This window comes from Actinobacillus pleuropneumoniae (assembly GCF_003290385.1).
GTDB lineage: Bacteria > Pseudomonadota > Gammaproteobacteria > Enterobacterales > Pasteurellaceae > Actinobacillus > Actinobacillus lignieresii.
Window position 1 is genome coordinate 850,934 of the sequence record NZ_CP030753.1, and the last position, 12,167, is coordinate 863,100.

15 protein-coding genes and 1 tRNA gene are annotated in these 12,167 nt (G+C 40.4%); 5 read left to right on the forward strand and 11 right to left on the reverse strand.

The window, feature by feature from the left end; translation table 11 throughout:
• Window positions 1-35 precede the first annotated feature (35 nt).
• The 5 genes from yjgA to DRF63_RS03905 are packed head-to-tail and all read left to right on the forward strand — an operon-like array spanning window position 36 to window position 2,826.
• Window positions 36-566: a ribosome biogenesis factor YjgA gene (yjgA, locus tag DRF63_RS03885; protein WP_005597120.1), complete on the forward strand. Its 531-nt coding sequence runs from the start codon at window positions 36-38 to the stop codon at window positions 564-566.
• A 44-nt stretch (window positions 567-610) separates the two neighbouring features.
• Entirely contained in the window at window positions 611-982 is a 372-nt protein-coding gene (locus DRF63_RS03890; protein WP_005597121.1) for a SirB2 family protein, read from the forward strand.
• A 59-nt stretch (window positions 983-1,041) separates the two neighbouring features.
• The gene (locus tag DRF63_RS03895; protein WP_043991801.1) at window positions 1,042-1,626 is read left to right on the forward strand and encodes a UbiX family flavin prenyltransferase; all 585 of its coding nucleotides are present in this window, start codon (window positions 1,042-1,044) and stop codon (window positions 1,624-1,626) included.
• Window positions 1,617-2,330: a DUF554 domain-containing protein gene (locus DRF63_RS03900; protein WP_005597125.1), complete on the forward strand. Its 714-nt coding sequence runs from the start codon at window positions 1,617-1,619 to the stop codon at window positions 2,328-2,330. Before DRF63_RS03895 ends, DRF63_RS03900 begins: the two co-directional genes overlap by 10 nt.
• 46 nt (window positions 2,331-2,376) lie before the next feature.
• The gene (locus DRF63_RS03905; protein ID WP_005597127.1) at window positions 2,377-2,826 is read left to right on the forward strand and encodes a PNPOx family protein; all 450 of its coding nucleotides are present in this window, start codon (window positions 2,377-2,379) and stop codon (window positions 2,824-2,826) included.
• A gap of 72 nt (window positions 2,827-2,898) precedes the next feature.
• On the opposite strand, the gene yciH is transcribed toward DRF63_RS03905, so the two are convergent.
• From yciH to DRF63_RS03960, 11 genes are all read right to left on the reverse strand, one after another.
• Entirely contained in the window at window positions 2,899-3,210 is a 312-nt protein-coding gene (yciH, locus tag DRF63_RS03910; protein ID WP_005597129.1) for a stress response translation initiation inhibitor YciH, read from the reverse strand.
• Window positions 3,211-3,289: 79 nt separating this feature from the next.
• Window positions 3,290-3,982: an orotidine-5'-phosphate decarboxylase gene (gene pyrF / locus DRF63_RS03915; protein ID WP_005597131.1), complete on the reverse strand. Its 693-nt coding sequence runs from the start codon at window positions 3,980-3,982 to the stop codon at window positions 3,290-3,292.
• A 24-nt stretch (window positions 3,983-4,006) separates the two neighbouring features.
• On the reverse strand, window positions 4,007-5,203 hold the full coding sequence (gene lapB, locus DRF63_RS03920; protein WP_043991803.1) for a lipopolysaccharide assembly protein LapB: 1,197 nt from the start codon (window positions 5,201-5,203) through the stop codon (window positions 4,007-4,009).
• The gene (locus DRF63_RS03925; protein WP_005597136.1) at window positions 5,203-5,493 is read right to left on the reverse strand and encodes a LapA family protein; all 291 of its coding nucleotides are present in this window, start codon (window positions 5,491-5,493) and stop codon (window positions 5,203-5,205) included. Before DRF63_RS03925 ends, lapB begins: the two co-directional genes overlap by 1 nt.
• Window positions 5,494-5,561: 68 nt before the next feature.
• Complete coding sequence (locus tag DRF63_RS03930) at window positions 5,562-5,843, reverse strand: integration host factor subunit beta (protein ID WP_005597138.1); 282 nt, start codon at window positions 5,841-5,843, stop codon at window positions 5,562-5,564.
• Between the two features lie 73 nt (window positions 5,844-5,916).
• Window positions 5,917-7,581, reverse strand: a complete 1,665-nt coding sequence (rpsA, locus tag DRF63_RS03935; RefSeq protein ID WP_043991806.1) for a 30S ribosomal protein S1 — start codon at window positions 7,579-7,581, stop codon at window positions 5,917-5,919.
• 96 nt (window positions 7,582-7,677) lie between these two features.
• Window positions 7,678-8,352 (reverse strand): (d)CMP kinase, encoded by a 675-nt coding sequence (gene cmk / locus DRF63_RS03940; protein WP_005607632.1) that lies wholly within the window; start codon window positions 8,350-8,352, stop codon window positions 7,678-7,680.
• 29 nt (window positions 8,353-8,381) lie between these two features.
• Window positions 8,382-9,413 (reverse strand): outer membrane-stress sensor serine endopeptidase DegS, encoded by a 1,032-nt coding sequence (gene degS, locus DRF63_RS03945; protein WP_005597144.1) that lies wholly within the window; start codon window positions 9,411-9,413, stop codon window positions 8,382-8,384.
• 144 nt (window positions 9,414-9,557) lie between these two features.
• Window positions 9,558-9,643 (reverse strand) — tRNA-Leu (locus DRF63_RS03950).
• An 18-nt stretch (window positions 9,644-9,661) separates the two neighbouring features.
• Entirely contained in the window at window positions 9,662-9,988 is a 327-nt protein-coding gene (secG, locus tag DRF63_RS03955) for a preprotein translocase subunit SecG (RefSeq protein WP_005597146.1), read from the reverse strand.
• Between the two features lie 131 nt (window positions 9,989-10,119).
• Window positions 10,120-12,036 carry a DNA topoisomerase III gene (locus DRF63_RS03960; protein ID WP_005597148.1) on the reverse strand — a complete coding sequence of 639 codons (1,917 nt, stop codon included), beginning with the start codon at window positions 12,034-12,036 and terminating at the stop codon, window positions 10,120-10,122.
• Between the last annotated feature and the right edge of the window lie 131 nt (window positions 12,037-12,167).

Consider the following 12,167-nt stretch of genomic DNA (forward strand, 5'->3'; position numbering starts at 1 on the left):
AGAATACGGTATTTTTTACGATTGAAGGAATAACAATGGCTAAAAAACGTAGCAAAAATGAGATTGATTGGACGGATGAGGAAGAAGAAATCATCTGGGTAAGTAAAAGTGAAATCAAACGAGACTCGGAACATTTAAAAAAACTTGGGGCGGAACTTATTGAATTAACCCAGCAGAATCTTGAAAAAATTCCGCTTGATGACGATCTGAAAGACGCCATTCGTCAAGCGCAGAGCTTCAAACTAGAAGCGCGCCGCCGTCAGATTCAATTTATCGGGAAATTATTACGCAATCGTGATCCGGAGCCGATTCAAGAAGCGTTGGATAAAGTAAAAAATCGTCATAACCAACAGCAAGCGTTATTACATAAATTGGAACTAGTACGTGATCAATTGGTGAATATGGGCGATTCGTCTTTAGAACATTTATTGACCGAACACCCGCAGTTGGATCGCCAACATTTACGTAATTTAATTCGCGGCGCACAAAAAGAACGTGAGGCGAATAAACCGCCTAAAAATTATCGTGAGATTTTCCAATATTTAAAAACGGAAATTGCAGAATAATCGGCAATTTTAACCGCTTATTTTTCATTTAACTTGGAGTGATTATGGAATTTTTTCCTCAATTAGTATTAGGTCATGTAGGCTTTGCCTATATCAGTTTGATTTTGTTGCTGACACGTGGCGTCTTAGCCTCGAAAATGGTGAATTGGCGTCAATATAAAGTTTTACGTATTGCACCGCATATTGTGGATACGTTACTACTGGTTTCAGGTATCGCATTATTAGCGATCTTACTTTCAAACGGTATTTATGCGTTGAATGAAATGCAATGGCTTATCCCTAAAATTGCATTTTTAGTGCTTTATATCGTATTCAGTGTGAAAGCATTCAAAAAATCACAACTGTTCTCGCTTAAAAACTTTATTTTAGCCGTGGTAAGCTTTATGCTGTCCATGCTTGTAGCAACCTTACGCTAATCTTATAAGCGGTCAAAATTTGCAATTTTTTGCAAAATTCGACCGCTTTTCCATTATCTATGAAACAACGAATTATTATTGGTATTAGTGGTGCAAGCGGCTTTCAATACGGCTATAAAGCACTTGAGTTACTTAAATCGCTTGATGTGGAAACCCATTTAGTACTCACTAAAGGGGCGGAAATGACTCGTTCTTTAGAAACAAAGATTGAGCGAGAGCAGCTGTTGGATTTGGCTTCACAAGTACATTCTATCCATAATGTCGGCGCCAGTATCGCCAGCGGATCTTTTAAAACCCTCGGGATGCTGGTTGCGCCATGTTCTATCCGTACACTTTCAGCGATTGCTCTTGGCTTTAGCGATAATCTTTTAACTCGAGCGGCAGACGTGGTACTGAAAGAACGCCGTAAATTAGTACTGATGGTACGAGAAACCCCGCTTAACTTAGCCCATATTGATAATATGCGTCGAGTGACGGAAATGGGGGGGATTATTTTCCCACCGGTGCCGGCTTTTTATCAATATCCGACGACAATTGACGAACTGGTTACTCATAGCGTAGCCAGAGCATTAGATCTATTTGATTTTGATTTACCTATGCCTCGTTGGGGCGAAGCGAATAATAAGGAGAAAGAATGCTTGTAGGTCCTTATGTAAACGGCGCGGCGGTATTGATCGGCGGACTTATCGGTGCATTTTTAGGTTCAAAATTGCCTGAACGAGTAAAAAGTAATTTACCGCCGTTATTCGGACTTTGCTCAATGGGCTTGGGTATTATGCTGATTATCGGTGCAAAAAATATGTCTGCCGTGGTATTAGCATTAATTGTCGGCACCATTATCGGTGAATTAATTTATTTAGAGAAAGGTATCGGCAATTTAGCCGGAAAAATGCGTAGTACGGTAGATAAGATTTTTCCGCCATCCAGTATTTCACATCAAGAATTCTTAAATCAATTCGTTGCGATTCTTATTCTATTTTGTGCCAGCGGTATGGGGGTATTCGGTTCAATGAAAGAAGGCATGACCGGTGATCCGTCCGTGTTGTTTATTAAAGCGATTTTAGATTTCTTTACCGCCGGTATTTTTGCCGCTACTCTGGGCTATGCGGTTTCCAGTATCGCTTTGCCGTTAATCCTTGTGCAAGTTAGTTTAGCATTATTAGCCAGTTTGATTATGCCGCTCACTACACCAAATATGTTAGCTGACTTTTCAACTGCCGGCGGCTTTATTATGCTAGCAACCGGTTTACGTATTTGTGGTATTAAACATTTTGCCGTGGCCAATATGCTGCCGGCTCTGATTTTAGTGATGCCGTTCTCTTATTTTTGGCAAATGTTTGTCGCTTAATAGATACAATATCCCACTGTTATGGTGGGATATTTTAAAAGAATATATGATACAGAAACTTCCCTCCCATATCAGCCGTTTTATCCGACAAAATCACGTCGTAAGTTTTGCCGTCTATGGCGCAAACGACTTTTGGGCGGCAAACTGTTTTTATGCTTTCGATAGCGAACAAGTTCGGTTAATCATTCTGACCGATAAAAACACGCGCCACGGTCTGTTGATGCAAGAAAACGCACATATTGTAGGCACAATTGCCGCTCAAGTTGAAACCCTCACTGAAATTGAAGGTATTCAATTCTCGGCGTATTGCACCCGTTTGACCGATTATACGGCATGCCAAGAGGCTTTAGATTGCTATTATGCTCGCCATCCAATCGCCCGCTTAAAACCGAGCGATTTATGGGAAATTCGCTTGGATATGATAAAACATACCGGGAATAAATTAGCTTTCGCAAAGAAAACCATTTGGGAAAGAGAAAAAGTCTCGTTTTCCTAAGAAAACAAGCGGTCAGATTTCACTCATTTTTTGTAAAATTTTTTCTAAATTTCACCGCTTGTATAGGGATGATTAACCACCGGCAAGTTTTACCTTGAAACCTTTCTGTTCCAAAATCTGCTTCAGTAAATCGCGATTATCGCCTTGAATTTCAATCAGCCCGTCTTTTACCGAACCGCCGACACCACTGCGCTTTTTCAGTTCTGCAGCTAATAATTTGAGTTCAGCATCATCCAAATCCAATCCGCTAATTACACACACGCCCTTTCCTTTTCTGCCGCTGGTTTGACGCTGAATACGGACGATGCCGTCACCTTTCGGACGCTCCGCTTTCACTTTCTCAGGTACGATACGTCCGCTTTCCGTTGAATAGACTAATGTCATGAGTAAAAAATCCTTAAAATTCGACCGATTAAAACAAAAAGGCGGGCAAAAAAGCCCACCTTATTTAATCCGTGACTAATTAACGAATAGAGGCGTTAATTGATTTTAATACCGATAACGGGTCTTGAGCCTGTGTAATCGGACGACCGATAACCAAATAATCGGATCCGGTTTCAATCGCTTGTTTAGGCGTCATAATTCGACGTTGATCGCCGACATCAGAACCCTCCGGACGAATACCCGGTGTGACTAATTTAAAATCTTTGCCGCAATGCGTACGAAGCACTTCCACTTCTTGCGGAGAACAAACCACACCGTCTAAACCGGCACGTTGTGCAAGGTGCGCCAAACGAATCACCTGTTCCATCGGCGAAGCGTTAATACCGATTTGTAATAAGTCTAAATCTTCCATACTGGTTAAAACCGTTACTGCAATAAGTAACGGCGCATCTTTACCATACGGCTCTAAGATTTTTTTCGCTTCTTCCATCATGGTTAAGCCGCCCGAAGCGTGTAAATCTACCATCCACACGCCTAAATCCGCAGCGGAACGTACCGCACGAGCCACGGTATTCGGAATATCGTGATATTTTAAATCAAGGAAAACATCAAATTTACGTTCATGTAATTGTTTAACAAAATTTGTGCCTAAAGTTGTAAACATTTCTTTGCCCACTTTCACACGACAAAGAGACGGATCAACTTGATCTACAAAACTCAATGCTTCGTATTCTGTTTCATAGTCTAAAGCAACAATAATTTTATTATCCATAAGGACTCCTCAATTTTAGTTTATTCAATTAATTTGTGAATCAATGCTGTGTATAGGTTTAATTTGTTCCCATCGGCGACAAGACGGACAATGCCAACTTAGTCTATAACTTTGATAGCCGCAATTTAAACATCGGTACTGAAAACCCTTTTTCATTCTTGCGCCGACCATATTATATAGCAACATCAAACTTTCTTTTGCTCTTCCTTCCTCCGCTTCATTAATCTGATAATGAATAAAGCGATGAAACGTAATCATACTGGGATATTGTCTTAACTGTTGGTACAGCTTGGAATGTGCGGCGATTATACCGTCTTTTTGCTCAATATATTCCGCTAAAGCGAGATCCACGCTACTATTATGCTTAATCTGATTTGCTCTAATTAAAAACAACTCGTAATTCGCCAAATCGTTTTCTGCCATATAGCAGGCTTTTATTTTCTCTATCACTTCACTGATAAAATCCGGATCTTGCTGCAAAATATGCTCGTAATTTTTTAATGCGCTTTGAAATTGATTTTGTGCTAAATAATAATCGCCTAATAAGATCGAGGCTCTGGCACATTGCGGAGAATATTCCAAGGTTTTGGATAATGCGCTCAAATGTCCGTCTAAATCTTCATTTTTTATCGCCTGAGCATATTCGCAATAATAATGAGAAAGCGGGATTTTATCCGTATCCGGCTCTATTTTAATGAGCTTTTCCGCAACATTAATCGCTTTCTTCCATTCCTTGGTTTTCTGATAAACCGTCATCAATTGAGTTAGTGAATTTACCGCAAACTCCGGCTCATCGAGCAACATAATATAATAATTTTCAGCTCTATCATAAAAACCCGCCGCCATAAAATCTTTCGCTAATTGTTGTTTCGCTAATAATTTCTGTTCGATGGAATAATCCGGGCTGGCATCTAAAGCTTGATGAATACGTAAGGCGCGATCCACTTCACCACGCGAGCGGAAAAGATTACCGAGCGTTAATTCCGCTTCAAATTGTGATTCCGTTGCAATCTGATTTTCGGCTTCTTGTTTCTGAAGCATGGAAAGGAAAAGATCGACCGCCTTTTCCTGTTGATTAGATAAAAGAAAATTAAGCCCCGTCACATAATCACGGGAAAACTTATTATTAACAGTTTCTTGATCCTTCTTTGCACTGCGTTGCCCCATATACCAGCCGTAAAGCGCAGCTATAGGTAACAAAAGGAACAGTAATTCTAGCATTACTCAGCCTTCGGCGTAGTTGTTGTTAATTCAGTAATTTGTTGTGCCTGACGTCTAACGCGACGATTAAGCGTAATATTTTGCAATTTAATACGTAAATAGAAAATACCGGTAATTAACCAACCTAAAATCAAACCGAAACCGAATAAAATCGCGACTAAAGTCGATAAACGCAATTCACTTTGAGCAATAACATAATTAAATGTAATTAGTTGATCATTGTTTGCACCAATTGTTATCGCAACGATAATTACTGCGAGAGTAATCAAAATACCAAAAATATACTTCATGTCATGCTCCGTTTGCTTTACCGATAAATAAAAAACGATACGATAGACTATTGTCGCATCTTGGAATTCTATACTAAATCGACACGTTCTTTCAAATCTTTCCCCGCTTTAAAATGCGGGACATATTTTGCATCCAATTTGACGCTTTCACCCGTTTTAGGATTGCGACCGACACGAGGTTGTCGATAATGTAGAGAAAAACTGCCAAATCCTCTTACTTCAACACGTTCTCCTCGTTCAAGAAACAGCATAATTTGTTCTAAAATTTCTTTTACGCCGTCTTCTACCGATTTCACTTGTAAAGCAGGATTAAGTGATACTAAATTTTCAATGAGTTCTGATTTAGTCATAGCTTCCTCTGATTATTTAAATTAAAGCGGATATGTCTTTCCACATACCCGCTTTTAATTAGAAAGGCTCTAATTATTCGCCTTTAGCTGCTTTGAAAGCTTCAGCCATAGCGTTTGGAATTGCAACTTCTTCTTTATTCACTTGAGCGATTGCCGCTGATTCTTCAGCTTCGTCTTTCGCGCGAACAGATAAGTTCACAACACGCGCTTTACGATCTACACCTGTATATTTCGCTTCGATAGTATCACCTGCAGAAATAACGGTTGTAATATCTTCAACACGGTCACGAGTTGCTTCGTTAGCACGGATAAATGCTTCCACGCCGCCTTCTAATTCAACTTTAACGCCTTTCGCATCAACTTCTACAACTTTACCAGTCAAGATTGCACCTTTTTTAGTGCTTTCTACGAAGTTAGTGAACGGATCCGATTCTAATTGTTTGATACCTAAAGAAATACGTTCTTTAACCGCATCAACTTGTAATACAACAGCTTCTACTTCGTCACCTTTTTTGTAGTTACGAACAGCTTCTTCACCTGTCGCATTCCAAGAAATGTCAGATAAGTGAACTAAACCGTCGATACCGCCTTCAAGACCGATGAAGATACCGAAATCAGTGATAGATTTGATTTTACCTGTCACTTTATCGTTTTTGTTGTGAGTTGCTGCGAAGTGTTCCCAAGGGTTTGCTTTACATTGTTTTAAACCTAATGAGATACGACGACGTTCTTCATCAACTTCAAGAACCATTACTTCAACTACATCGCCTACGCTAACCACTTTAGACGGGTGAATGTTTTTGTTTGTCCAGTCCATTTCTGAAACGTGAACTAAACCTTCAACACCGTCTAAAATTTCAACGAAGCAACCGTAGTCGGTTAAGTTAGTTACTTTACCGGTTAATTTGCTGTTTACCGGGTGGTTTTGAGCGATTGCAGCCCATGGATCTTGACCTAATTGTTTTAAGCCTAATGATACACGAGTTTTCTCTTTGTCAAATTTAAGTACTTTAACAGTTACTTCTTGACCTACAGCAACCACTTCGCTTGGGTGTTTAACACGTTTCCATGCCATATCAGTGATATGTAATAAACCGTCCACACCGCCTAAATCAACGAATGCACCGTAATCCGTTAAGTTTTTAACCGTACCGGTTACAACAAAACCTTCAACTAAGTTCGCTAAAACTTCGTCACGATCTTGGTTGCTTTCAGATTCGATTACCGCACGACGAGAAACAACTACGTTGTTACGTTTTTGATCGAGTTTGATAACTTTGAATTCTAATTCTTTACCTTCTAAGTTTAAAGAATCGCGAACCGGACGAGTATCAACTAATGAACCTGGTAAGAATGCACGAACACCGTTTAATTCAACAGTGAAACCGCCTTTCACTTTACCATTAACAAAACCGATAACTGTAGCTTGTTCTTCGAACGCTTTTTCTAAAGCAATCCAAGCTTCGTTACGTTTTGCATCACCACGAGAAACTACTGTTTCACCGAAGCCGTCTTCAACAGCTTTAAGAACTACATCCACTTGGTCGCCGACTTGAACTTCAAGTTCGCCTTGAGCATTTGTAAATTCTTCAGCAGGAATTGATGATTCAGATTTAAAACCTGTATCAACGATTACATAGCCTTTTTGAATAGCTACTACAGTACCTTTAACCACAGAACCTAAACGAGCTTCTGCCGCAAGGAATTCTTCAAGTAGTTGAGCAAAATTTTCTGACATAATTTTCTTCTTAAATAAAAATGAACATCCATTTAACATCCTGTTTAAACGGGGTTAGTAATAATGACCGAACACATCCTATGTTCGGCGAATAAATTAAAATTTAATATATTGACTAATATGATCCAAAGCCTGTCGAACCACTTCATCGATAGACAAGCTGGTTGAATCAAGTAGCAATGCGTCTTTAGCCGGAACCAAAGGCGCAACCTCACGATTTCTATCTCGAAAATCACGCTCTTTAATCTCGGCTAAAATCTCGTCAAAGTTAGCATTAAATCCCTTTTCTTGCAACTGTTTTACACGTCTTTTTGCGCGCTCTTCGGCACTTGCGTCCAAAAATAATTTTACTTGCGCCTCAGGGAATACCACTGTTCCCATATCTCGACCGTCTGCAATTAAACCTTTAGACGTACTGAAATCTCGCTGGCGTTGCAATAATGCCTCTCGAACCTTAGGAAATACTGCAACTTTAGAGGCATTTTGACCCGCTTCCGCCGTACGAATTTGATCTCCGACATTTTCACCGTTTAGAATGACATTAATTTCACCGTCTTTCGGCACGAATTTTACATCCAAACGACGACCGATTTCCGCTAAAGCATCTTCATCATCCAATGCAATCCCCGCTTTAACCGCAGCTAATGCCGTAATGCGATAAATCGCTCCCGAATCTAAAAAGTCGAACCCTAATTTTTCGGCCAACGCATGGCATAAAGTACCTTTGCCCGCACCGCTTGGACCATCAACGGTAATAATAAAATGATTCATATCTTTTCCTGACTTATCAACCAATAGCATTATAGTTCCGGAAATTCGCCGATAACCACATCGGCATCAAATTCTTTTCCGTCACGTAGCACTTTTACCTGAACTTTCGCTCCGGGCTTCATATTCCCGAGCAAATCCATCATCTGTGTCGGAGATACCGCATCCACTTCTCCGACTTTTAAAATTCTGTCGTTTTCTTCAATACCCGCCTGATACGCCGGACCGTTAATCGCGACGCCGGTAATTAATACGCCCTTTGCATCTTCCTCGTCAAAAATTGACGAATATAGCGAACTGTTTACGCCGAAATATCCTCTTATTACGCGTCCGTCTTGAATAATCTTCGACATAATTTGAGTCGCTAAATTAATCGGTATTGCAAAATTTAACCCTTCCGCCAATTCATCGCTGGTTTTGCCTAAACTGAGCGTATTAATACCGATAAGTTCTCCGGCGGAATTGACTAAAGCACCGCCGGAATTGCCTCTATTGATAGAGGCATCGGTTTGAATAAAGTTTTGACGACCTCCGTCCGTTAATGCGTTACGCCCCGTAGCGCTAATAATTCCTTGAGTAATACTTTGCCCTAAATTAAACGGGTTACCTATTGCTAAAACTACATCGCCGATTCTTACCGGTCTTTCATTATTTTGCGGTATCGTAGGAAGGTTATCCGCTTCAATTTTTAATACTGCCAGATCCGTTAACGTACCGTCACCGACTAGTTTTGCATTTGAAATACTGCCTGTTTGCAGTGCAACGATAATTTGAGCCGCATTCTGAACCACGTGCTTATTCGTGAGAATATACCCGTCGGAAGTCATAATAACTCCTGATCCCAAGTTTTTCACTTCAAAGGTTTTTCCGTCCTGACTGAATGCATGGTTATATACGTTTACTACTGCGGGAGACGCCAATTGAACGGCATCATGATAACTTTCGATATGCGTGGTTTTTCCATTTACCGTAACCGATCTGTCTTTTAGTAACGGAGAAACGAAAATGATGAGAAACGCACAAAATAAGCCTAGTGCAATCGCTTGTACAATCTTCTTTACCATACTTATCTCCTTTTTATATTCTTATGCTTAAATATTATATAAGAATACCATCGCTACGAACAAGGTTAAAACCTTAAACTTATTCCTATTTTTAAAAATTAAGTTATAAAAAAAGCCCTAATCTTACGATTAAGGCTTTATATATGGTGCTCTGGGCGAGACTCGAACTCGCACATCCTATGGACACTACCCCCTCAAGATAGCGTGTCTACCAATTCCACCACCAGAGCTTTTATACTGTTCCCAAATTATTGAGGAATATCGTTATTTGGGTTTTCTACTTTCGGTTGCTCAACTTTTTGTTGAACGCCGCTTAAATCTTCGAATTGACTTTTCGGTGCGGTTTGATGTGAATTCAAATTACCGATTAATAAACTGATACCGAAAAAGATAATTGCTAAGACCGCTGTTGTTCTTGATAAAAAGTTTGCCGAACCTGCCGAACCGAAAACGGTTCCGGAAGCACCTGCTCCGAAAGAAGCGCCTGCATCAGCACCTTTACCTTGTTGCATTAATACGAAACCGATTAATGCAACCGCAACAACGAGATAAATAATTGTTAATACGTTTAACATCTAAACTCTCTATTCTTTTATCCGCGTTAAATTCCAGATTTTAAAGTTAAAATCAACTTGCGATGGCGTGCATCATATAGATTTAGCCATTCGCTTGCAAGTAATTTTTTTATCCGAACGATACATTTGCCTTATTTTTCAGCAGTTTGTAAATTTTTCTTAAAATTTGACCGCTTACGATAAGAGGCGGGCGGTTGAATTCGACTTAAATTTTGCAATTTTTGTCGTTCCGTATGTAATAACTCAGGTAATTTACTCGTAAGTACTTGCATAAACTGCTGATAACTCGCTTGCTTCTTACTAATGTCGGTAAGTTGCATTTCCCAATGCGCAGTCATATCCGGCTGAGTCGCTTCGTCCGGTAAGGCACTAATTAGAATTCGCCCGGCTTCCGTACTGTGGATATTTCGTCCTTTTTTGATTAAAAATCCGCGTTTAAACAGCAATTCGATAATACCGGCACGTGTTGCTTCAGTACCTAAGCCGTCCGTTTCACGTAAGACTTTTTTAAGTTGTTTATCTTGTACGAAACGAGCGATACCGGTCATTGCCGATAATAAACTTGCGTCGGTAAAATGACGAGGCGGCTGGGTTTTCTTACTGACAATCTCACCTTTTTCACAATGTAATTGCTGCCCTTTTTTCACAACCGGTAATAACGGCTCTAACACTTCGTCACTGTCTTCTTTGCCTAATAAGGCTTTCCAACCGGCAACAATTAAGTTCCGAGCCTGCGCGTTAAAGGTTCCTCCGGCAATCTCCAATACAATTTTACCTTTGCGATATTCCGCATCCGGACAAAATTGCATTAAGTATTGACGGGCAATCAGTTGATAAATACGCTTTTCGTTTTCAGTTAGTTTTACCGAGCCTTGGCGTACGGTCGGAATAATAGCATGGTGCGCTTCTACCTTTTTATCATTCCAACAACGATTACGAATTTCCGGATTAACCGCCTCCGGTTTTTCTTTATACTCATCCAGATGATGTGCAATCGCCGCCATCACTTTAAAACGATCAGCGTAATGCTCATTCGGTAGATAACGGTTATCCGAACGGGGATAGGTAATCAGCTTATGCGTTTCATACAGTTTCTGACAAATATCCAACACAGCTTGTGCCGATAGGCCGTAACGGCGTGCCGCATCAATTTGTAATACCGATAATGAATAAGGCAGCGGTGCGGTTTCCGTTTCAATTTTATCTTGATAATCCGTTACTAATGCTGCTTGGTCGGTAATGCGTTTAACGACATTTTCCGCCAAACTTTTAGATAATACTCGACCGTCTTCATCTTGATAATCTTCGCACGCCTTACTCGGTTGCCATTGGGCAGTAAAACGTTCTTGAGTTTCCGGCACAACGATATGCGCCAATACTTCAAAATAGTCTTTCGGCACAAAGTTTTCTATTTCCAGATCGCGGCGCACAATTAAACCTAACACGGGGGTTTGAACACGCCCCACCGACAATACCCCCTGATAGCCCGCCCAACGTCCTTGTAAGGTATAAGCTCGCGTCATATTAATGCCGTATAGCCAATCGGCTCTTGCACGTGCTAAGGCAGAGGTGGCAAGCGGTATAAAATCACGATTATTTTGCAATTTATCAATCGCTTTTTTTACCGCACTCGGGTTGAGATCGCTCACCAAACAACGTTGAATCCGATTACGTTTTTCCGGCGGTACGTTCAGATAGCTAAAGACCTCATCAACTAATAGCTGCCCTTCTCGGTCTGGGTCGCCGGCGTTTACCAATACGTCCGCTTTTTTTACTAATTTTTCGACCGCTTTCAATTGCTTCAAAGTATCTTTTTTCGGTACTAATTTCCATTGTTGCGGAATAATCGGCAAATGTTCCATACGCCACATTTTAAAACGCTCGTCATAAGCATCCGGCTCAGCCTGCTCTAACAAATGACCGATACACCAAGTCACCACATCATTCTCGCCGCATTGGATATAACCGTCACCACGGGTATGCGGCTTCGGCAATACGTCTGCGATTGCTCTTGCCAAACTCGGTTTTTCCGCTAAAAATACTCTCAAAATTCTTTTCTCTGATATCATTCTGATTTTATTAATGAAAATTGTCTGATTTTTCTTTTTAAAAAGCAATAGCGGGTCTTATATCCGCCTTTCTTACGGAAAATATTTACTGTCATAGAAATGTCATAATT